The 22,052-nt window shown below is 48.5% G+C and carries 26 protein-coding genes, 1 pseudogene and 1 riboswitch; of the genes and pseudogenes, 1 reads left to right on the forward strand and 26 read right to left on the reverse strand.

The annotated features are described in order from the left end of the window. Positions 1-6: 6 nt before the first annotated feature. The 7 genes from DXA13_RS07260 to DXA13_RS07290 form a co-directional block, all read right to left on the reverse strand. Positions 7-909, reverse strand: coding sequence for a dihydroorotate dehydrogenase (locus tag DXA13_RS07260; protein WP_118242928.1), 903 nt, complete (start codon positions 907-909; stop codon positions 7-9). Next, on the reverse strand, positions 909-1,685 hold the full coding sequence (locus tag DXA13_RS07265) for a dihydroorotate dehydrogenase electron transfer subunit (protein ID WP_118242930.1): 777 nt from the start codon (positions 1,683-1,685) through the stop codon (positions 909-911). The genes DXA13_RS07260 and DXA13_RS07265 overlap by 1 nt, the downstream gene beginning before the upstream one ends. Before the next feature lie 18 nt (positions 1,686-1,703). Next, a complete protein-coding gene (pyrF, locus tag DXA13_RS07270; RefSeq protein ID WP_118242932.1) occupies positions 1,704-2,621 on the reverse strand; it encodes an orotidine-5'-phosphate decarboxylase in 918 nt (305 codons plus the stop codon). Between the two features lie 219 nt (positions 2,622-2,840). Beyond that, a complete protein-coding gene (locus tag DXA13_RS07275; RefSeq protein WP_181995558.1) occupies positions 2,841-3,206 on the reverse strand; it encodes a nitroreductase family protein in 366 nt (121 codons plus the stop codon). After that, complete coding sequence (locus tag DXA13_RS07280; protein WP_118242936.1) at positions 3,170-3,607, reverse strand: nitroreductase family protein; 438 nt, start codon at positions 3,605-3,607, stop codon at positions 3,170-3,172. Before DXA13_RS07280 ends, DXA13_RS07275 begins: the two co-directional genes overlap by 37 nt. Before the next feature lie 44 nt (positions 3,608-3,651). After that, positions 3,652-4,344, reverse strand: a complete 693-nt coding sequence (locus DXA13_RS07285; RefSeq protein WP_118242938.1) for an LrgB family protein — start codon at positions 4,342-4,344, stop codon at positions 3,652-3,654. After that, the gene (locus tag DXA13_RS07290; RefSeq protein WP_118242940.1) at positions 4,341-4,706 is read right to left on the reverse strand and encodes a CidA/LrgA family protein; all 366 of its coding nucleotides are present in this window, start codon (positions 4,704-4,706) and stop codon (positions 4,341-4,343) included. Before DXA13_RS07290 ends, DXA13_RS07285 begins: the two co-directional genes overlap by 4 nt. A gap of 254 nt (positions 4,707-4,960) precedes the next feature. Here DXA13_RS07290 and DXA13_RS07295 point away from each other — a divergent pair, with 254 nt between their 5' ends. After that, the gene (locus DXA13_RS07295) at positions 4,961-5,713 is read left to right on the forward strand and encodes an N-acetyltransferase (RefSeq protein WP_118242942.1); all 753 of its coding nucleotides are present in this window, start codon (positions 4,961-4,963) and stop codon (positions 5,711-5,713) included. Between the two features lie 136 nt (positions 5,714-5,849). Here the strand turns inward: DXA13_RS07295 and DXA13_RS07300 are convergent, their stop codons facing one another. The 19 genes and pseudogenes from DXA13_RS07300 to DXA13_RS07385 form a co-directional block, all read right to left on the reverse strand. Further along, positions 5,850-6,557, reverse strand: a complete 708-nt coding sequence (locus DXA13_RS07300) for a GTP pyrophosphokinase family protein (protein ID WP_118243080.1) — start codon at positions 6,555-6,557, stop codon at positions 5,850-5,852. A 16-nt stretch (positions 6,558-6,573) separates the two neighbouring features. Further along, positions 6,574-7,409, reverse strand: a pseudogene (locus DXA13_RS07305) (Mrp/NBP35 family ATP-binding protein). Positions 7,410-7,464: 55 nt separating this feature from the next. Beyond that, entirely contained in the window at positions 7,465-8,016 is a 552-nt protein-coding gene (locus tag DXA13_RS07310) for a folate family ECF transporter S component (protein ID WP_118242945.1), read from the reverse strand. Between the two features lie 52 nt (positions 8,017-8,068). Then, a riboswitch (THF riboswitch) is annotated at positions 8,069-8,166 on the reverse strand. A gap of 324 nt (positions 8,167-8,490) precedes the next feature. After that, positions 8,491-8,769 carry an HPr family phosphocarrier protein gene (locus tag DXA13_RS07315; protein WP_118242947.1) on the reverse strand — a complete coding sequence of 93 codons (279 nt, stop codon included), beginning with the start codon at positions 8,767-8,769 and terminating at the stop codon, positions 8,491-8,493. 173 nt (positions 8,770-8,942) lie between these two features. Next, complete coding sequence (locus DXA13_RS07320) at positions 8,943-9,590, reverse strand: epoxyqueuosine reductase QueH (RefSeq protein ID WP_118242949.1); 648 nt, start codon at positions 9,588-9,590, stop codon at positions 8,943-8,945. A gap of 241 nt (positions 9,591-9,831) precedes the next feature. Next, complete coding sequence (gene rpoD, locus DXA13_RS07325) at positions 9,832-10,992, reverse strand: RNA polymerase sigma factor RpoD (protein WP_118242951.1); 1,161 nt, start codon at positions 10,990-10,992, stop codon at positions 9,832-9,834. 75 nt (positions 10,993-11,067) lie between these two features. Next, entirely contained in the window at positions 11,068-11,514 is a 447-nt protein-coding gene (locus tag DXA13_RS22900) for a hypothetical protein (RefSeq protein WP_347559749.1), read from the reverse strand. Next, positions 11,511-11,996, reverse strand: coding sequence for a YegS/Rv2252/BmrU family lipid kinase (locus tag DXA13_RS22905; RefSeq protein ID WP_347559750.1), 486 nt, complete (start codon positions 11,994-11,996; stop codon positions 11,511-11,513). The genes DXA13_RS22900 and DXA13_RS22905 overlap by 4 nt, the downstream gene beginning before the upstream one ends. 4 nt (positions 11,997-12,000) lie before the next feature. Next, positions 12,001-13,158 carry an A/G-specific adenine glycosylase gene (gene mutY, locus DXA13_RS07335; RefSeq protein WP_347559751.1) on the reverse strand — a complete coding sequence of 386 codons (1,158 nt, stop codon included), beginning with the start codon at positions 13,156-13,158 and terminating at the stop codon, positions 12,001-12,003. After that, positions 13,145-14,125 (reverse strand): biotin--[acetyl-CoA-carboxylase] ligase, encoded by a 981-nt coding sequence (locus DXA13_RS07340; protein ID WP_118242956.1) that lies wholly within the window; start codon positions 14,123-14,125, stop codon positions 13,145-13,147. Before DXA13_RS07340 ends, mutY begins: the two co-directional genes overlap by 14 nt. A gap of 4 nt (positions 14,126-14,129) precedes the next feature. Beyond that, a complete protein-coding gene (locus DXA13_RS07345) occupies positions 14,130-14,435 on the reverse strand; it encodes a DUF6637 family protein (protein ID WP_118242958.1) in 306 nt (101 codons plus the stop codon). Then, positions 14,435-15,373, reverse strand: a complete 939-nt coding sequence (gene argF, locus DXA13_RS07350; protein ID WP_118242961.1) for an ornithine carbamoyltransferase — start codon at positions 15,371-15,373, stop codon at positions 14,435-14,437. The genes DXA13_RS07345 and argF overlap by 1 nt, the downstream gene beginning before the upstream one ends. Before the next feature lie 71 nt (positions 15,374-15,444). Beyond that, positions 15,445-16,377 (reverse strand): SPFH domain-containing protein, encoded by a 933-nt coding sequence (locus DXA13_RS07355; protein WP_118243083.1) that lies wholly within the window; start codon positions 16,375-16,377, stop codon positions 15,445-15,447. Then, the gene (locus DXA13_RS07360) at positions 16,377-16,832 is read right to left on the reverse strand and encodes an NfeD family protein (RefSeq protein ID WP_118242963.1); all 456 of its coding nucleotides are present in this window, start codon (positions 16,830-16,832) and stop codon (positions 16,377-16,379) included. The genes DXA13_RS07355 and DXA13_RS07360 overlap by 1 nt, the downstream gene beginning before the upstream one ends. Positions 16,833-16,835: 3 nt before the next feature. Continuing rightward, positions 16,836-17,618, reverse strand: coding sequence for an RNA methyltransferase (locus DXA13_RS07365; RefSeq protein WP_118242965.1), 783 nt, complete (start codon positions 17,616-17,618; stop codon positions 16,836-16,838). An 18-nt stretch (positions 17,619-17,636) separates the two neighbouring features. Further along, on the reverse strand, positions 17,637-19,553 hold the full coding sequence (locus tag DXA13_RS07370; protein ID WP_118242968.1) for an NAD(+) synthase: 1,917 nt from the start codon (positions 19,551-19,553) through the stop codon (positions 17,637-17,639). 4 nt (positions 19,554-19,557) lie between these two features. Next, entirely contained in the window at positions 19,558-20,955 is a 1,398-nt protein-coding gene (locus DXA13_RS07375) for an MATE family efflux transporter (RefSeq protein ID WP_347559752.1), read from the reverse strand. A 127-nt stretch (positions 20,956-21,082) separates the two neighbouring features. Next, on the reverse strand, positions 21,083-21,664 hold the full coding sequence (locus DXA13_RS07380) for an SdpI family protein (protein ID WP_118242971.1): 582 nt from the start codon (positions 21,662-21,664) through the stop codon (positions 21,083-21,085). Beyond that, a complete protein-coding gene (locus DXA13_RS07385) occupies positions 21,654-21,932 on the reverse strand; it encodes an autorepressor SdpR family transcription factor (RefSeq protein WP_118242973.1) in 279 nt (92 codons plus the stop codon). The genes DXA13_RS07380 and DXA13_RS07385 overlap by 11 nt, the downstream gene beginning before the upstream one ends. Positions 21,933-22,052 lie beyond the last annotated feature (120 nt).

The raw sequence follows: 22,052 nt of genomic DNA on the forward strand, positions 1-22,052 counted from the left end.
ATCTCGTTACTTTACTGCACCGATCAGTTCGTTAATGTCCTCGATCTGATATCTCTTCATGTAGTCTTCAATTCCCCGAACCACTTCAACCGTCGTATTCGGATTGATGAAGTTGGCTGTTCCCACGGAAACGGCAGTTGCACCTGCCAGAATAAATTCCATGGCATCTTCTGCATTCATAATGCCGCCCATACCAATAATCGGCAATTTTACCGCATTTGCCACCTGGTAAACCATGCGGACGGCCACGGGCTTTACGGCAGGGCCGGACATACCGCCTGTCTTATTGGCAATTGCAAAGCAGCGTTTATGAATGTCGATCTTCATGCCTGTCAGCGTATTGATGAGTGAGAGGACATCGGCTCCACCCGCTTCTGCCGCTTTCGCCATCACGGTAATGTCCGTGACATTGGGGCTCAGCTTCATGATAACCGGCTGTTTCGCATACTTTTTCACTTCTCTCGTAATCGCTTCCACCGCCTTTGGATCCTGGCCGAAAGCGATTCCGCCCTCTTTTACGTTCGGACATGAAATATTGATCTCCAGCATATCCACAGCCGTATCCCCCAGGCGCTCCACCACTTCTATATACTCATCCGTCGTCTTTCCGCATACGTTGACGATGATCTTCGTATCATACTGTTTCAAATATGGAATATCCCGTTCGATGAAAACATCGATACCCGGATTCTGAAGGCCGATTGCATTCAGCATACCGCCGTATACTTCCGCGATTCGCGGAGTCGGATTGCCGGGCCACGGAACGCTGGCAACGCCTTTCGTCACAACGGCTCCCAGTCTGTTTAAATCCACCATCTCCCCGTATTCCTGGCCGGAACCAAAGGTTCCCGATGCCGTCATAACCGGGTTATTAAGAATAACTCCTGCAAGATTCACTTTCGTATTCATCAGAGTTCTACCTCCTCTGCCGCAAATACAGGACCGTCTTTGCAGATCCTCTTGTTGTGCACGTGGGAATGACCGTCCACTTCCTTCGACTTGCATACGCAGGCCAGACATGCGCCGATTCCGCAGGCCATTTTCTCTTCCAGCGAAAGGTAACATTCCATGTTTTTTTCCGCAGCATATGCTTTCAAAGCACGGAGCATTGGAGTAGGGCCGCAGGCATAGATCAAATCAGCCTCCAGGCCGTTCTCACGGATGGCATCCAGCACATTACCCTTCGTACCGGCGCTTCCGTCTTCTGTAGCGATATATACCCTTCCGTACTGCTCCAGCTCTTCATTTAAAAAGAGGGTATCCCGGTATCCCAATACCATGGTCACCTGCTCCCCGCCTGCAGCAGAAAGATTCTTTGCCAGTTCCAGCATCGGCGGAATTCCGATTCCCCCGCCGATGAGAAACGCCCTTTTATCCTTTAACGGAAATCCGTTTCCCAGCGGTCCCATGATTTCAACCGTATCGCCGGCCTTATATCCGGAAAACTCTTCCGTGCCGCCGCCGACTACACGGTATACGATTCTGATTCTGCCATTCTCTTTATCTGCTTCACAAATGCTGATCGGCCTAGGAAGCAGTTTTGTCCTGTCCTTGGGATATACGGCTATAAACTGGCCGGGCACGCACTGCTCTGCCATCGTTTCTGCCTCAATCCACATGCTGAAGATATCGTCAGACAGCTGGTTCTGTTCTACTACAATTGCAGTTAACTTTGTCTGTGCCATAATTCCTCCCTCTTCCCCTTAAAGTACGCTGCTGATGTCAGCTACCATATCGATCACTGCCTGCCTGGAAGCTTCTGCAAAATTCTCAGGTCCGAACTTCGCGTACGTATCTTTCTTATATGCTGCAATAATTCCTCTGGAGGAATTGACAATTGCACCGAGTCCGTCTTCATTAAAACAGAAACGGAGATCCTCAGCCGTTCCCCCTTGTGCTCCGTATCCAGGAACGAGGAAGTATGTATGAGGCATAAGCTTTCTCAAAATCCTGCTCATTTCTGGATAAGTAGCTCCTACAACTGCGCCTACATTGCTGTAGCTGCCGTCCATGGATTCGCTGCCCCATTCCACGACCTTTTCTGCAACGAGTTCATATAACGGCCTGCCGTCAATCAGCCTGTCCTGAAATTCTCCGCTGGAAGGATTGGAAGTTTTAACCAGCACGAAAATGCCCCTGTCGTTCTCCCTGCATACGTCCACAAACGGTTTCACACCATCCGTACCGAGGTAAGGATTTACCGTGAGCATGTCCGTGTGGAATCCTGAGCAGACTGAACTGCCGATTTTCACGGAACCGAGATGGCCTACCGCATAGGCTGCGGAAGTGGAACCTATATCGCCTCTCTTCGCGTCGCCGATGACGATCAGCCCCTTTTCCTGGCAATAGTCAACCGTCTTCTGATAAACTTTAAGCCCTTCAATTCCAAACTGTTCATACATGGCGATCTGAGGCTTAACAGACGGAATCAGGTCCCATGTACTGTCAATAATTGCCTTATTAAACTGCCAGATGGCTTCTGCCGCTCCCTCCAGCGTCTCGCCGTATTCATCAAACGCTTTCTTTATCACATGATCTGGAATGTAGCTCAGCATAGGGTCCAGGCCCACACATACAGGCGCCTTTGTCTTCTGGATCTTCTGGATCAACTGGTTAATCATAATATCCTCCTTTATCGCAAACTATCGCATTTTATATTCTCATCTTATTCTTTCCCATTCTAGCATATATATGGCAGTGTTTCAAGAAAGAGAGAATTATTTTTAAAACTGTATCTGTATGAATGGACACACATCATTGATACATCCACTGATTTGAAAGCACATGGAATTTTAAATATGAAAAAGGCTCCAACTCAACGGCGGACGTGATCCGCTTGCTCAGTGAAGCCTTACCGTACAGATGTATTTTCCGTTTTTATATTCTTTTTCTGAAAGTCCTTCCTCTCTTACCGTCTCTGCCGTTACCCATTGTTCCTCTGCCGCAAGCACGATATGGGACAGTACGATTCCTATGTTAAATTCCTGGAATCTGCCCAGATCGGAAAACGCTATCTTATTGTGACAGGCAAAAACGTGAATTTTGTCATGGCGGACCACAAATCTCCACGGTTGGGAGTTAAATGAAGAAGGCGCCAGACGTGCCGCCTGAAGGATGGCTGCGATGTCGGGAGATATTGCCGTTCCCTCCGGATATACGCAAAGTTCCTTCAGTGCAGGCGCCTGGCCTGCTCCTGGTCCCGGCAAAGCTCCCTTTTGGGAAAGCCAAAGGACAGCAGCATGACCTGCCTCATTCCTTCCCGTTCCAGACCGACGGCCTTTACAGCGCCGAGATAACAGCTCCCCAGACCCTTCGTCACCATATAAAGCGCCATCTGTTCCATCATAAAGCCTGCATTCAAAGCCCATCCGGGGCGTTCTTCCGAATAAACAGCGAGACAGTAAGGGGCATGCGCCTGAAACATCCCCTTCAGCTTCACTCCCTTATCCTCAGGACCGAGAAACACAAATTCCGTTTTTATCCTTTCATCAAGAGGCATGACTTTTGCCGCATACAATTTCAATGTGCGCAAAAGCTCTGCAGAAACTCTCACATTCCTGTATGTCCGTACCGATCTTCTGTTTCTGATTGCCTCGTACAAATTCATGAAACGACCTCCCGGCCGCAGTCAGCGGCCAATATACAACATCATTAAATCCAGTTTGCAATAAATGGTACGATCGCCACGGTCAGAAGGCCTGCCACCGCTATGGAAAGGCTGCTCATGGCGCCTTCAATCTCTCCCAGTTCCAGCGCCTTAGCCGTACCGATCGCATGGGCGCTCGTTCCAAGAGCAAGTCCTCTGGATATCGGATGGCTGATATGGAACGCCTTAAATATGGTCTCTGCCAGAATACTGCCTGATATACCGGTAATGACAATGCTCACTACGGTGAGTGTCACAATCCCTCCAGCTTCCTCACTGACGCCCATACCGATCGCTGTCGTAATGGACTTTGGAAGCAGGGTCACATAGTGGACATGGCTCATGCGAAATGCAAGACACATGGAAAAAATCGTTACTGCATTCGCAATCACTCCCCCCGTTATGGCACAGACGACGGCTGCCATATGTTTTTTCAGAAGATGCAGCTGTTTATACAGCGGAATGGCCAGGCAGACCGTTGCAGGAGTCAGCAGGTAACTGATGTATTTTGCACCTTCATTATATTCCTCATAAGTGACATGTATGATCTTTAAAATCGGTATAATCAGAACAACCGCCACGAGAAGGGGGTTGAACAGCGGAAATCCTGTTTTTTTCTTCAGCCACATGCCCGCTTCATATGCGGCAATACTGAGTACAAATCCCATATAAAGGGATCCAGCCAGCGCCTCTCTCATACCGTTTCCTCTTTTCTGTTTTTCTTTCTGATAACCAGATCGGATAAAAGACCTGTTATAATCATGACTACAAGCGTAGAGATAAAAGAGATCGCTACGAATGGAACCAGCACGGTTTTAAGTTCGCCAAAGCTGTTCATCAGTCCAACCGAAACCGGTACGAACATCAGCGGCATTGTCTCCAGCAGCCATCCTCCTGCCGACTCTACCTGTCCCAGCTTAACTATGCCTGTCATGAGGCAGACCAGCAGTATAAACAGCCCGTAGACACCTGCCGGAACAGGAAGAGGAAGGGTGCTGTTTAAGAATTCTCCGGCCAGGGAAACACCAAAAATAATTCCTATTTCTTTCACATATTTCATCTTGTGCGATTCTCCTCTCAAACATGCTAATAATTTTACCACCTGTCATTTCGAAAGACAAGTCAAAAAATTTCTGAAATATTTGTTGAAAACAATCCGATTTTTGTACTATACTTCTTAAATGGTTACGTTCGGACATCTGATGTGAAAATATAGAGCAGAACCTGTTTTATAAACCAGCTCAACACCGCTTCTGCACCAGTTTTCCCACCGTCCCGACGGTTACCTGAAATACGAATCCGGAGGTCAGCCATATGAACATCCTATTTTCCCAAATGTTAAACAGCAGACAGTCTGCCGAACTTCTGGAATTGATCCGGCTCTGCGAAGCGGATGAGCCCACTCATCTCATGTTCAGCCTTTCCGAATCAGACAGTTTTTACTTTCTGGGGTATGAAGACGGCCTGCTGATATCCGCCCTCGCTCTCTACAGGGCCGGCCAGTTTTATGAATGCACTGCAGCCACCTCGCCCTCCGAACGTAAAAAAGGCCGGTTCAGCGCCTTGCTTTCGGAAGCTGAAGATCATTTTCCAGACACAGATTTTCTGTTTCTTACGGACGGCTGCTCTCCTTCGGCCGCCTTGGTTCTCTCTCATCTGGGCTGTGAATTGGAGCACAGCGACTGCCTGATGGAGCAGGATCTTTCCGCGATCCCGTCAAAAAATCTCCCTCTCTCCTCCCTGCCATCCGGTTATACTTTGGAAAAGGCAGATTCGGAAGACGGGGCCGGCGTCTGCTACACCGTCCGCTGCTCTTCTATTCCCGCAGGAGAATGCAGCGTGTTTTCCACCGGCGGCTCCGCCTGCATCTGGGGTGTTTTCGTAGAAGAAGCTTTTCGCAGAAAAGGCCTTGGAACGGCACTTGTTGTTTCTGTTCTGAATGATCTCTCCTCTAAAACTTATAAAACCGTCCTTCTCCATGTAGACGGAGATAACCTGCCGGCCATCTCCTTATATAAGAAATCCGGTTTCCAGATCACGCGGACTATCCTCTATTATCTGTACTAGGACCGAACCGCAGGCATACTTTCCATGCTTTCCACAGATTCTGTAAAAGAACTCTTGTCACTGGAGTATTCCCAAAAACAGCGGTATCATATTCTTCCCCCTTTTAAGGGCGATATGATACCGCTGCTGCAAAGCATTATTTTCTGACCTGGATTCCCTGGGCTTCTATTTTCTGCCGGATCTCCAGCATCTTTTTATCTGTCTGTGCAATCACTTCTGCACATTCCTTCAAATCATCGCCAATTTCAGAAGAATTGCCGATCTCTTTCTTATATTTCAGCTGATGATCCAGGCTTGCCCAAAAGTCCATGGCAATGGTACGAATCTGTACTTCCACTCTCATCGGCTTTTTCCTATCGGAAAAGAATACCGGTGTTTCAATAATCATGTGGTAACTTCTGTAGCCGTTCGGCTTCGGGTTCTTAATATAATCCTTAACCGTGATTACTTTGATATCATCCTGACGCACAAGCATATCTGCGACTGCATAGATATCGTCCAGAAATGAACAGATCACACGTATCCCCGCCACATCGTCCAGGGAATTAACCATAGACTCCAGGGACACATCCAATCCCTTCCGCTGCAGCTTTTCTACGATGCTGAGTGGTTTCTTTACTCTCGATTTAATCATCTCGATTGGATTTCTGGAATTCCTTACTGAAAGTTCATCATTCAGGACTTCCAGCTTTGTCTTCACCTCGCGGATTGCACACGTATACATCATCATGGCTTCCTGAAACTGGCGCGCCTCTGAAATTAACCGCTCCGGCACCTGCACCAGATCAGGAACACTGACAATCGACTGTTCTAATTCGCTGTTTGGATTCATACTTACATTCATTGGTATTCTCTCATCCTTATATTTCTTCCACAGCTCCTGCCGCTTCATCCATCCATGGTGCTTCGACGTATTCAACCGTTCCCCCGTCGACAGCGCCTGCTACTTCCGGCCTGATCGGAATTCTCGCCAGAACCGGCAGTCCGTATTCTTTAGCCACGTCGTCAATATGGCTCTCGCCAAAAACGGAAATCTTCTTTCCGCAATCCGGACACTCCAGATAACTCATGTTTTCCACAAGTCCGATGATCGGAATATTCATCTTCTTAGCCATATTGACCGCTTTTGCCACAATCATGGATACCAGCTCCTGCGGAGATGTCACGATCACAATCCCATTTACCGGAAGTGACTGGAATACTGTCAGCGGAACGTCTCCCGTTCCAGGAGGCATATCTACAAACATGTAGTCTACATTCTCCCATAGCGCTTCCTGCCAGAACTGCTTTACCGCACCTGCAATAACCGGACCTCTCCAGATGACCGGGTCCGTATCATGATCCAGAAGCAGGTTTGCGGACATGATTTCAATTCCCGTCGATGTTGTAGCAGGAATCATTAAATTGTCCTTTGACATACCGACGCTTCATCTGTAAGTCCAAATGCCTTCGGAATGGACGGCCCCGTAATATCGGCATCCAGAATTGCCGTCTTATACCCTTTTGACCTCATTTTAACCGCCAGAAGAGACGTAACGAGTGATTTTCCTACTCCGCCCTTTCCGCTTACAACGCCAATTACTTTTTTTACAGAGCTCGCCGGATTCAGCGGCTCAATGAAACTTGTCTGTTCTGCTGCCCTGCTGCTGCAGTTTTCTCCGCAGCTGGAACAGTTATGTGTACAGCCTTCGCTCATGATTGTCCTCCTTTATATATCTTCCATCTAATCTCTGTCATTCTTCCGCTTCTCATCATATGCGGACAGATTTTGCCTGCCTTACCATTTTGAACAGGCCTGAAGCCTCCAGTGACTTCCACGCGCTGTAAAACAGCACGGAATTAATCGGCCACATGATCAGGTTTTTATATGCCCTGAGCGGCAGAAGCACTGCAAATCCCTTTCCATACATCACAGACAGCCATAAGGTACCCAGCAGCACGTTGCAGATCAGGGAAACCGTAAATTCCGCAGCAAAAACTCTGAGCAGCGTAATCTTTCTCTTATAAAAGAAACAGCCGTATAATACGCCTGCCAACATAGCTCCCAGAGTAAATCCCGGAAAGAATGCGCCTGTAGGCTTGATGATGTACTTGAGGATATCCAGCAGTCCGCCGAAAAATCCTCCAAAGACCGGTCCGAACAGATAATATACGATCTGGTTTACCTGGGTCGAGAAGCCGATTTTGATAAAATCTCCGATCGGTACCGTAAAATATCCCATAATTACGGATATTGCGGCAAACATGGCTGCGGTGGTAATGTTCCTCACATGCCTGAATTCGCCAAGTGACTCTTTAAACATAAGCTTACCTCCTTTGCAGACCTCTACACTGGAGACACCTTATGTCCTCCGTTGCAGCGGGATGCGGCATATGTACCGCAAGAAATTCTTTTCGTCCGGCTGTCAACTCCCTGTACAGCCAGCACTTAACGCACATACACCTACTCTGCTCTTATTAAATTATTATGGCTGCAATCAGCATCCACTCGTTGCAGTATATCACAAATTTCGTGTTTTTCAAACCCCCTAGAAGAATTTCCCCTGCAGATAGAGCAAAGAGTTCTCAAGCGAACTCTCCCGCAAGCGCGGTACCCGATAAAGCGGGGCATGCAATCGCTTCCGCGACATAAATCCTTTCCCGCGAATGTGCCTACCCGATCATGCGGGGCGCGCTGTCCATAGCGGAACGCTTTTTCCTATCTAGGTATCAAGCACTTTAACCCCTTATAAGAACAAGGTCTTTTCCGGAAAATAAGAAAGAGAGCCATGAGGCTCTCATTCTGTTTCAATATTCTCACCAAGTCCGCTTTCAATCGCTTCAGAAACGGCTTTCAGCGCCTCTTCTTCATCCACTCCGCTACACATCAGACGGATTCTGGCTCCCTGTTTGATTCTTGCCCCCATGACATTGATCACATTCTTCGCTACTACCCTCGTATCACCACATTCAATGACGATGTTGCTTTTATACCTCATGGATGTCTGGGCCAGTACCCCGGCAGGCCTTAAATGCAGCCCTGACGGATTTACAACAGTCAGATTCTTTGATACCATATTCACCTCTCCTTTTTCCTGGACGGCTTATCTTCCTGCATGGCCTTTTGTCATGCAGGAAGCATCGGAGATTCCTCCGATGAGGGTGTGAGGGCGGCCTGCTGCTTACAAGCCAGCTTGACTCCGCATGCCGCCCTCACACCCGCCGTCCGGAATTGTTATCTTAAATTTTATTACAAACGACTATTGGTGTCAAGTGCTTCAGGGGCCCTTTCCCTTCTGGAAAATACGCAGCCGCAGTAGTCCTGGCGGTACAGTCCGTATTTTTCAGAAAGCTCCACAGAACGCTTATAACCGTTTCTCTTTTTAAAATCAGAGGACAGGTATGCCACACCGAATTCCTCCGCCAGTTCTTCACCGATTTCATTCAGTTTATCCGCATTTTTAAGCGGGCTTATGGACAATGTTGTAGTAAAATAATCGTATTTACCTGCTGCTGCAACTTTTGCAGCCTCAGAGAGGCGGAGACGGTAGCAGAGAAAGCAGCGTTCCCCTCCCTCTCTGTCATTCTCATGGCCGCGGACAACGCTGTAAAACTCTTCCGGTTCAAATGCTCCTTCGACCAGATGAATCGGATTTTTATGAGGAATAGAGCGGATCAGCATTTCCTGCTCCTTCACGCGCTTATGGTACTCCCTGCCTGGATATATATTGGGATTGTAGTAGTATACGGTAATGTCAAAATACTCAGACAGGTACTCCAGAACATAACTGCTGCACGGTGCGCAGCAGCTGTGAATGAGAAGGCGCGGTATGCGTCCCTGCCTCTGGTTCTCTTCAATTGTACGATCCAGTTCTTTCTGATAATTTCTCCGGTTCATCGAATCCTCCGTTTGCATGAAATGTATGAAATAGAATAAAGGGGGTGTTGCAAAAGGAATCCGCATTAGCGACATCATTCCTTTTGCGCGAGTGCGCATCCATAGCGGAGCGTTTTTGCTTTCTAGGAAATCATACGCTTTATCACTTTACAATAACAAGGTCTTTCCTATGTAATGAAAAAAGATGCTCTGTTTTACCCGGCGGCTGCCGCGGAATAAAACAGGGCATCTCTCCCTTTTCCTACAGGAAATCTCTTATACGTTTACTTCTGACAGGATTTCTCAGCTTTCTTAGAGCCTTTGCCTCAATCTGGCGGATACGCTCTCTCGTTACATTGAATTCCTTGCCCACCTCTTCCAGCGTTCTGGGATGGCCGTCCTCCAGCCCAAATCGAAGGACAATCACTTGTCTTTCCCTCTCTTTCAGATCGCCGAGAAGCGCATCGATATGCTCCCGGAGCATGACGGATTCCACATTGCCTTCCGGAGTGACCACATTGTTGTCTGCGACAAAATCCCCCAGGTTGGAATCGTCTTCTTCACCGATAGGAGTTTCAAGAGACGCCGGTTCCCGCGCAATCTGCATAATTTCCATGACCTTATCCTCTGTCATGTCCAGTGCGCCGGCCAGTTCGGCTACCGATGGTTCATACCCCAGTTCAAGCGTAAGTTTTCTCTGCATTTTGGACATCTTATTAATCGTTTCAACCATATGCACCGGTACACGGATCGTCCTTGCCTGATCGGCCAACGCCCTCGTCACGGACTGACGAATCCACCAAGTCGCATATGTACTCAGTTTATATCCTTTTGTGTAGTCAAATTTTTCGACACCCTTAATAAGGCCGAGATTTCCCTCCTGCACCAGATCAAGGAAACTCATGCCTCTGCCGGTATATCGTTTTGCAATGCTGACTACCAGCCTTAAGTTTGCTTCAATCAGGCGTTCCTTTGCATACTCTTCCCCTTCTGCCTTTCGTCTTGCCAGTTCCAGTTCTTCATCTGCCGACAGCAGCGGTACAGTCCCGATTTCCTTCAAATACATGCGGACCGGGTCTTCTGTTCCTATTCCTTCCAGCAAATCGATGGCGTCCAGGTCAATGTCTTCTTCTGCTTCCGCTTCCTTGATAAAGCCGTCCTCGTCCACATCTTCCAGAATCAATGGCTCTTCTGCCAGTATGGCATCGTCAATTACCGGAACCACATCGATGTTATGGTTCTCCAGGTAAGTATAAATGTTGTCCATTTGTTCGGGAGACAGCTGTGCACCTGCGAAGAAATCATTGATTTCCGTCACATCCAGCGCATTATGCTTCGTCCGCGCCAGCTCTACAAGCTTGTGAAGCTTTTCCAGAAACACATTTTTGTTGTTGTTAACAACTTCATTACTTTCTTTTCCCACTCGTTAACGTCCTTTCGCATAGAAATCTACACATTGAGTCATTATATAACACTGAATTACAGATTTCAACATGTTTTAGCGCTTTTTTAGCGGAATTCTGCGAATTTCTATCTTTTCACGAAGATTTTCAATGATCACATCCGTCTTTGTACCTCCGAATTCACCGTCCAGGACCCAGTCGACCGGCTCTTCGCTGTGTACGCGGATTCTTCCGGAACGAATCCGTTTCACACATTCGTTTTCCTTTCCGTCATGGACAAGCAGATATGAAACAATATTGCTTAACTCCAGCGGAGTCTTCGGCATGCGGATGAACAGTCCTTCGAAAATACCGTCATCCAGTTTTACCTCTTCTTTAACAAGGCCTTTGAAGCCACCTACGCTGATCGCATTTGTCACCATCCCGAACAGGAAATCTCCCTCCAGTTCTCCGCCTTCCGTCCCGTCTTCCTCCGCCCCATCCCATTCTACTTTCATGTGATAGCTTTTCAGAGCGGCCAGCCTCTTAACGGCTTCGATCATATAGCCTGATGGCCCAGAACATTTTTCTTATCCTGAGGCGTGAGATAGGAGACTTCTGTAAACGCTCCGAAGCCTGCTATATAGACGAAATACTTCTCATCACAGAATTTTCCAACGTCTGCCATCTGATTCTCGCCTGTGACGGCAACTTTTGCGGCCTGAAGCATCTGTTTGGGAATATTCAGGCTCGTACCATAGTCATTGGTCGAACCGGCGGGAATATATCCGAGCGGCGGCGGATCCTTTAGTTCCATGAGACCGGAAACCGTTTCATTGAGCGTCCCATCGCCTCCGCTGCAGACAATCAGATCCATTTTTCTTCCCTTCTGGGCAGCCACATTTTTGGCATCCAGGGGCTGCTGGGTAATGTAAACCCGCACCTCATAGCCTGCTTTGATGAAGATATCCAGAATTTCTAGCATTTTGCTGCGTATCTTTCCCTTCCCGGAGCGGGGATTGACGATAAATAAGAGTTTTTTCATGCCTTCACCATCTCATTATTTTCATTTTATCAGTTTCATATACCTGCAATGCATTTGGCAGGGGGTATTCTGTTTTCAGCTCGTCTTTATCTGCAAAAATAAAGCCATTCGGCTTTCTGCCTGATATTTCGATCCTATACCCTCTCATATGCCATTCCACATGGGAGAATATATGCTTTGCGTCCGGCAGCCTCTCCGTAATGACCGCTGTTTCTTCATCCAGGCCGAATCCCTTAAGAAGTTCATTTCCTTCCGGGTATCCTCCTGTATTCGGCAGTTCGTAGAGAGAAGCGAGAAGTCCCTGACTGCTCCTTTTTCGTATTCCATACTTTCCTTCCCATTCGATCAGGCAAACGGTCATCTCTTCGATTTTTCTGGCCTTTTTTCCCGTCTTTACCGGAATCTCTCCCGTAAGTCCCTTTTCAGCAGCTTCGCATACGGAAAGCAGAGGACATTCTTTACAGTGCGGTTCGCCGTTCGGAACACAGACGACAGCTCCAATCTCAATAAGGCCCTGGTTATAGGAAGAAACGGAATGGGGCGGCATAACCTTCCCGATCATTTCTTCAATTTTCTTTTTCACCGACTGTTTCGCAATATCTTCTCTGCTCCCAGTCACTCTGGAGACCACCCGGAGGACGTTGCCGTCCACAGCCGGGACAGGTATTCCATAGGCGATTGACGCTACCGCTCCCGCCGTATAGCTTCCGATCCCAGGAAGTTTTATTAATTCTTCATAAGAAGACGGGATTTCTCCGCCGTAGCGCCCCATTATTTCAATTGCCGCTTTTTTTAAATTTCTGGCCCGGCTGTAATATCCCAGGCCTTCCCACAGTTTCATCAGCCGGTCGTCTTCCACTTCTGCCAGATTCCTAACCGCAGGCAGTTCCTTCATAAACCGTTCGAAATATGGTTTCACTGCTTCTACCCTGGTCTGCTGCAGCATGATTTCCGATATCCATACGCGGTAAGCCTGGGGATTCTCCCTCCAAGGCAGAACTCGCGCATGTTCTTTGTACCAGGCCAGCAGAGGTTTTTCCATCGCCCGCAGCCTGTCTTCTGCCGTAAAAGAATCTTCGGCAAGCACCTGGATCCTGTCGTACAGGCCGGCCGTAATCCCTTCCATGACGTCACTTTTCCTGCGAATATCACACATAGCCATAAATCCCTCTGACTGAGACTTCTCCGGATATCACCCTGCGTACGGAACCATCGTCCATCTGAACCAGGAGTTCTCCGTTTCGATCAATGCCCTGGGAAGTTCCGGAATAATTTCCGGACGGCGCCATAATAAGCACTTCTTTGCCGGTATTGACCAGCATCCTGTTATAATCCTCCATAAGCAGGGTCAGATCTCCCGTTTTCTCATAGCGGCTGTAAAATTCCTCAAATGATTCCATGACCGCCGCGGCGATCTCGCTCCGCGAAAGGCTCTCTTTCTTTTCCAGCAGCAGAGAAGTCGCCTTATCACGGATATCCTCCGGAAATTCTTTCTGATTTACATTGATTCCGATCCCGATTACGACGTAATGGATACAGTCCATTTCAGCGCTCATCTCTGTCAGAATGCCGCATATTTTTTTTCCATTTACCACGATGTCATTGGGCCATTTAATCATCGGATCAAGGCCGGTAACCTGACGAATTCCTTCCGCTACCGCCATAGCCGCTACTAGCGTCACCATTGAAGCGCAGGACGGAAGAATCTCCGGACGAAGCACAAGGCTCATGTAAACGGCCTCTCCGGAGGGAGACGTCCAGTTTCTTCCACGCCTTCCTTTTCCCGCGTTCTGGCAGTCGGCCACTACGAGCGTACCGTGGGGGCATCCATCCTCGGCCAGCTTCTTTCCTCTGTCATTCGTCGAATCCGTTTCCTGATAATAGACGAGATTTCTTCCTGCCCACTGGCCTTTCATCCTGCTTTCCAATTCCGCTTCCGTCATGACATCAGCCGCTTCCAGCAGATGATACCCTCTGTTTCTGACGGCTTCAATCTGATAGCCTTCCTCCTTCAGCTGGTTGATGACTTTCCACACGGCTGTCCTGGAAACCTGGAAATGCTCACACAGCTCCTGTCCTGATACATATCCGTCCGTCTCCCTTAAAAGTTTTAATATCTCTGTTTTCAAGCCATCACCCCCAAATGCTGACAGCACTCACAATGCTGATGATAATGAGCAGCATGCCGACGGATATCTGCGCATAGCCGCCTCTTCTGGACCGCTTGTCATGGCCTCCGCCTTTTATATGGCAAACGCCGGTCGTGAGATTCAGAACCGCTCCCAGCAAAAAAATCGCCGGGAACATGACCATGTGATCTTCCGGATTCAGAAACGAAATCACTGCCAGGATAACGATTACGGCTCCAATGACAATATGCAGGATATCCAGAAACATCGTCGTATTCCTGGGATTTTTTTTCTTATCCTGAACAAACATTACTGATCTCCCAACGTAGCAACCATGACTGCTTTTATGGTATGCATACGGTTTTCCGCTTCGTCAAATACTACGGAAGCTTTCGATTCAAATACTTCTTCTGTTACTTCATTTCCCTTAACTGCCGGCAAACAGTGCATGAAGATAGTCGTATCCTTTCCCGTTCTGGCCATCAATTCTGCATTCACCTGGAACGGTTTTAAAAGAGCCACACGCTCCGCAGCCTTATCCTCTTCTCCCATGGAACACCACACGTCCGTATAAATGGCATCTGCTCCCTTTACATCATCGATATCGTCACTGATTGCAACCGTACTTCCTGCCGCTTTTGCATAACCTCTGCAAAGGTTTACCAGCTCCTCCTTCGGCCACAGGGACTTAGGCGCCAGAATGGTAAAGTTAACGCCTACCTTGCTGCAGCCGATCATAAGGCTGTTGGCCATATTGTTGCGTCCGTCCCCTGCATAAACGAAATTCAGGCCCTTTAGATATTTGTAATGTTCTTTCAAGGTGAGCAGATCAGCCAGAATCTGTGTCGGATGGTAATCATCAGTCAGGCCGTTCCACACAGGGACGCCTGCATATTCGGCCAGCGCCTCTACGGTGCTGTGCTTAAAGCCGCGGAATTCGATGCCGTCAAAAAGCCTTCCCATAACGCGCGCCGTATCTTCCACGCTCTCCTTATGGCCCAGCTGGATATCATCCTTTCCCAGATATTCCGGATGGCCGCCCTCGTCCACGCATGCAACTACAAAGGAACACCGCGTTCTCGTTGACGGCTTTTCGAAGATCAGCGCAATATTTTTTCCCTTCAGGGAACTGCCCGTAATGCCCTTCTTCTTGTCAGCCTTCAGCTTTGCTGCCAGTTCGATCAGATATTCAATTTCCTCCGGCGTATAATCCTTCAGTGTTATAAAATTTCTGCCCTTTAAGTTCATGATGATTACCCTCTTTCCTTTTATCTTAATGAATCGAATATTTTTATAATCTGCTTCTTAAATCGGCCGGTCTACTGCGGATCGTCTTTTCCGCCTACTTCTGCGATTGTCTTCACAAGGCCTGCAATTCCCTGAATATCGGAAGGAATAATGATTTTCGTGGCCTTACCGTCCGCAGCCTTTGCAAATGCTTCCAGGCTCTTGATCTGAAGAACGGCGCTGTCCGCTCCCGCCTCTTTAATCATACGGATACCGTCTGCGTTCGCCTGCTGAATCTTCAGAATCGCTTCTGCCTGGCCTTCCGCCTCTTTAATCCGCTTTTCTTTCTCTGCCTCTGCATGAAGGATCGCCGCCTGTTTCTCCGCTTCCGCGTCGAGGATTGCCGATTCTTTCTTACCTTCTGCCACAAGGATGGTAGACTTCTTCTGGCCTTCCGCAATCAGGATCGCCTCTCGTCTTTCACGCTCCGCCTTCATCTGCTTCTCCATTGCATCCTGAATTGCCGACGGAGGAATGATATTTTTCAGCTCTACACGGTTTACCTTAATTCCCCATGGATCTGTTGCCATATCGAGCGAAGCCCTCATCTTCGTGTTGATCGTCTCTCTGGAAGTGAGTGTCTGATCCAGTTCCAGGTCACCGATAATATTACGAAGCGTTGTAGCCGTCAGATTTTCAATGGCCATGATTGGATTTTCGACGCCGTATGCATACAATTTTGGATCTGTAATCTGGAAAAATACAACCGTGTCAATTCGCATGGTGACATTGTCCTTCGTAATAACAGGCTGCGGAGCAAAATCTACAACCTGCTCCTTCAGAACCACCCGCTTTGCTACCCTGTCGATAAACGGCATTTTAAAGTGCAGTCCTACCGGCCATGTCGCCAGATATGCTCCCAGTCTTTCCACGACGATGGCATGCGCCTGCGGAACAATTTTTATGCAGGAAGCCAACAGTATCAAAACAATAATAAATAAAACAATTACTCCAAAAAATCCCATCATAATCTTTCTTTTCCTCCTTGATCTGTCAAATCAGCTACCATCAGTTTCACGCCTTTGATTTCCATGATCTTCACCATGTCTCCGGCTTTGTACTTCTTCATCGGGTCCGCAGCCCTGGCCGTCCATTCCTGGCCATCCACTACGGCTGTTCCTGTTCCGGCGTCATTGTCAATGTCCGCCGTGACCTTTGCCTTTCTTCCCACAAGGCTGTCGGCATTTGTCTTAGGCGTATCCCGGTTAATATACTTTGCAGCGAACGGCCTTGTAAAAAACAAAAGGATAAATGATACTGCCACAAATACGGAAAGCTGGACCTTAATGCCTGCTCCCGCCAGGGAACAGAAAAATGCTGCCAGCGCGCCGCCTGCAAACCATATGGTCGTTAGGGCCATTGTAGCCGCTTCAATGCCGACTAAGATTACAAAACCAATCAGCCAGTAAATGGTCGTCATCTGCTACCTCCTCCTTCTCTGCCTTGCGGCTTCAAACATTAAAACGGAAGCCGCTACAGCCGCATTCAGGGATTCTACTTTTCCCAACATCGGTATTTTTATGCAGCAGTCCGCCAAATCAGCGGCTTCTTCCGAAAGCCCTTTTGCCTCATTGCCGATCATAAACGCTGAATCCGCCGCATAATTTCCCTCGTCATAGTCGCTCTTTCCCCTTAAATGGGCTGCATAGAAGCGAATTCCTTCTCTTTTCATGGAATTCACCGTTTCTTTCAGATCATCTGTATAGATAAACGGGACACGGTAAACTGCTCCCATCGTGGAACGGATTACCTTTGGGCTGAATATATCCGCCGTTTCCCGGTTCATCACAACTCCTGTAACTCCTGCCCCTTCTCCTGCCCGGATAATCGTACCGAGATTTCCCGGATCCTGAAGCGTCTCCAATACGATGACAAGAGCCGGACCGGTCTGCTTTCTCCGTATCAGATCTTCCATTTTCCAGGAAGGCTGCCGGACCAGCGCCAGGATTCCCTGAGGCGTCTGCGTATCGGCCATGTACTTCATCACTTCTCCGGAGACCGTCTCATACCTGTATCCTGAGACAACCGATTCGTGGTTTTTCAGAAAGCTCTCTGAAACATATACCTTTTCGATCCATTCTTTTGGGGCCTCTTCAAACATCTTCGGGCCTTCCGCCAGGAAAAGCCCTGTTTCTTTTCTGAGCTTTGCTTTCTTTGCCAGCGCATTTACCTGCTTTACCTGACTGTTTGCTGTACTCGTTATCATATGCTTATCTTTTCTCCGTTATTTCTCCAGTTCTTCCACTTCCTCCATCCAGAGCCTTCCCGATGCGTCGCTTGGCATGCGCAGGTCACCTCTCGGTGAGACTGCCACCGAACCAACCTTTGGTCCGTCCGGCAGACAGGAACGCTTAAACTGCTGTGTGAAGAAGCGGCGGTAAAACACCTTCAGCCATTTCAGAACCGTTTCCTTCTCATATAAACCGTCAAAGGCTGTCCGCGCCAGGCGATAGACTTTAGACGGCGTATAGCCGTACCTCAGTATCTGATAGAGGAAAAAGTCGTGAAGCTCATATGGTCCCACCAGGTCCTCTGTTTTCTGCGAAATATCGCCGTCCTCCGGCGGAAGCAGTTCCGGGCTCACCGGCGTATCCAGTACGTCCATCAGTACCGCAGCCAGTTCCTTCTCTCCGCATGTATCTGCAAAGTAGCGGACGAGATGGCGTACCAGTGTTTTTGGAACCGATGCGTTGACCCCGTACATGGACATGTGATCTCCATTGTACGTCGCCCATCCAAGAGCCAGTTCCGACATATCTCCGGTGCCGATGACCATTCCGCCCATCTGATTGGCTATATCCATGAGTACCTGCGTCCGTTCTCTGGCCTGGGAATTCTCATATGTGACATCATGGTTTGACATATCGTGTCCGATATCCTTAAAATGCAGGGTAACGGCTTCTCTGATATCCACCTCCTGCAGTCTGGCACCCGTCTTTTCGGCCATGACACATGCATTCTGATATGTCCTGTCCGTCGTTCCGAAACAGGGCATGGTAACACATAAAATCTGATCTCTGGGAATGGCGCAGAGGTCGAAGGCTCTGGCTGTCACAAGGAGGGCCAGGGTGGAATCGAGTCCCCCCGAAAGCCCGAGAACAGCAGTTTTGCATCCGGTGTGCTCCAGCCGCTTTTTCAGTCCCATCGCCTGGATGGAAAGAATTTCCTCACATCGTTTTGACCGTTCAGCCGGATTGTCCGGCACGAAGGGGGCCGGATCGATAAACCGCTCCAGCACTGTATCTTCCACATGGAGGGAAAATTCTGCCATCCAGTATTCTTCCCTGCCCTTTATCTTAAATGTGCTCATTTTCCGTCTTTCTGATTCAATCCGTTCCAGATCGATATCAGCCGTCAGAATGCCCGTCTCAAACCGCTTCGATTCAGAGAGGCACGTTCCATTCTCCGCAATGATATTGTGGCCGCCGAAAACAAGATCCTGTGTGGACTCACCGTCACCTGCATTGGCATAAACATAGGCACATACCAGCCTCGCGGACTGCCCCCAGATCAGAGTATCCCGGTAGCTGCTCTTTCCCGTGGTCTCATCGCTTGCCGAGCAGTTGACAATCACTGTAGCTCCCGCCTGGGCATGAGCGATACTGGGCGGACATGCCACCCATACGTCCTCGCAGATTTCCGCACCGATCACTAGATCGGGTATTTCCCTGCACGTAAAAAGGATATTGCCGCCAAAAGGTACTTTTCCTGCGCCGCAGCTGACCAGCCTGACTTTTCCCTCTCCCGACTCGAAATTTCTGGCCTCATAGAATTCTCCGTAATTCGGAAGGTTGCGCTTCGTCACAAGCCCGAGGACTTCTCCGTCCTGCAAGGCTGCCGCCACGTTGTACAGCTTGCCGTTTTCTTCCCATGGAAGGCCTACAAACGATATCATATCGGAACCTTTCGTCTCTGCCGCCAGCAAAAGCAGCTCCTCTCTTGCCTTTCTGATCAGCGCCTTCTGTCCGAACAGATCTCCGCATGTATATGCCGTCAGGGCCAGCTCCGGAAACACCATAATCTTGACATGCCTTTCCTGCCCTTCTTTCATCATTATGCTGATCTGTTCCCTGTTCCAGGAAGGATCGGCCACTTTAACTTTCGGAGTTGCCGCAGCAACTTTTATAAAACCGTCTTTCATATGATTAACTCCTGCTCTGTATTGTTTGTTCCCTCATGCCATCCTCCGTTTTCGGAAGCCAGTGCACTTTCCAGCAGTATACGAAATCCATGAGCACCGTGGTGATCCATGTAATCGGGTAACACCACATAACCGCTTCATAGCTTGGAAAATGAGGTACTAAGAAATTAATATATATCATGCGCAGCACGCACATATTCCCAATTCCGATCATCATGGCTGCAAAAGTTCTTCCCGCTCCGCGGTACGCTCCCATGAGCACCTGATGTACAGCCATAGTCACATAAAACGCCAAAATAATCCTTATGGTTTTACAGCCGTATTCAATGATTTCCACGTCGTCTGTAAAAATGCCGATAATCTGCCTGCCTCCGAAATAAAGGGCTATGGAAACAGCCAGCGTATAGGACGCGCTTATAATAATATTCTGAATAATTCCCTTCTTTACCCGGTCGACCCTGCCGGCCCCGATGTTCTGTCCCGTAAAGGTGGTCGCAGCCATACACGTACTCTGAAGGGGCAGGAGCACGAAGCCGTCTACCTTGGAATAAGCCCCGTATCCAGCCACGGCCGCAGAGCCGAAGACATTGACGTTTGCCTGGACGATTACGTTGGAAAGGCTGATAATGGATTGCTGCAGGCCGCTGGGAAGACCGATTGCCAGAATCCGCCTCATCATGCGCCTGTCGATTTTAATCTGCGACAGCACGACCCGGTAAGGGCCCTGTGATCTGACAAGAGCCCTCATCACCAGAACTGCGGAAACAGCCTGGGCAATGACCGTCGCATAACCTACACCGCTTATCCCCATCCGGAACCAGATTACAAATACGAGGTCCAGAATGATATTTACAACAGAAGACACACACAAATAGTACAGCGGTCTCTTGGAATCCCCCACCGCGCGCAGGATTCCTGCGCCCATGTTATAGACCAGATTAAACAGGGAACCGCAGAAAAATATCTGAAAATAAAGGATGGAGCTGTCCAGCACATCTGCCGGAGTCTTCACCCACCGCAAAATCACCGGTGCCAGGAAATATCCCGCCGCCGTAAGCACAATCCCGCCGATGATGCTGAAGGCCATACACGTATGAACCGCCCAGTAAAGCTTCTTATCGTCTCCCGCTCCGTAATACTGTGAAATAATAACCCCGGCTCCCGTCGCCGTCCCGAGGAACATGCCGATCACCAGGTTGATAATCGGATTGCTTGTCCCTACAGCCGCCAGGGCCTGCTTGCCTACAAAGTTTCCTACCACGATGGAATCCACCGTATTGTAAAGCTGCTGAAAAAGATTGCCCACAAGAAGCGGCAGGGAGAATGCCAGAAGCTGTTTCCATATCACCCCTTCCGTCATATTCATGCCCTGCTGGGATGATGCCGTTCCCCCCTGTGTCAAGTCATCGCCTTCTTTCGTATCCGTTTTTCCTGTAGCTACATAATATCATATTTTCTATAATTGTAAAACTAAAATAATTTACGCCACCACAGATAAGAGGCGATACATGGAACGAATGCCGAAGCCATCACCGCCGTGATCCCCAGGCAAATGCCGCAGGTTCCGGTAGAATGAACATCGAACCAGCCATAATGAGGCCTGCCCAGAACATCATCTTTCCTCCCAGCCTGTGTGTTTTTCTCCATATCTCTTCGTTGGAAATCGTCCAGGGCGTCTTAATTCCCATATAGAAATTACTTTTGATCTTAGGCATATAATTTCCGATCACCATAAGAAGTGCTCCGATCACAACGCTCGTCCACTTTCCCACGGAAATTCTTCCCGGATGAAACGATTCGCTGATTACTATGGAAATGACAAATATCATCACAGCCTGGATCAAAAGGCAGAAAACATCATAAAAGCGGCCGAATTTCTCATAATTCTTCCGTTTCGGGTCTATATGCGGAAGCACGTCAAATGTAGCCGCCAGCACAGCCATCATCCCTACCATCATCCAGATCTGAATTTTTGAGCCGTAGGAGCACGTCCCGTCAACGCTCCACTGGAGAGGTATTTCTGCAGGCAGGCTGCCATATACTATCCCTACAACGGCTGTAGCCAGAACCGGCATCATATAATTTATAATTCTCAATTTCTTATTTTTCATGTCCTTCTTCTCCTTTCAGTTCCAGAACCCAGTTTAAAATATCATCGATTACGGAAGTATTCAGCGTATAGTATATATACTTCCCACGTTTTTCATCATCTATGATTCCAGCGCCCTTCAGGACGGTCAGATGATGGGAAACGGTCGCACCCGTCATGGAAAAACAGGCTCCTATTTCACCAGCCGACATGGGGCCTTTTCGCAGGAGCATCAGGATTTCCCGCCTCGTAGGATCAGACAGTGCTTTAAATTTGTCTCCAAATCCCATGGTGTCACCTCGTTTTCTTAATATTAATACAGCTGTTTCGGACGGCAAAATTTCGGACACATGATTGTGAAGGAAGTTTCACGATCCGAACAGATGTATATTTAGACGTTTAGAATATTG

It is taken from the genome of Clostridium sp. AM58-1XD, assembly GCF_003464085.1.
In the GTDB taxonomy this organism is placed as follows: domain Bacteria; phylum Bacillota; class Clostridia; order Lachnospirales; family Lachnospiraceae; genus Lachnoclostridium_A.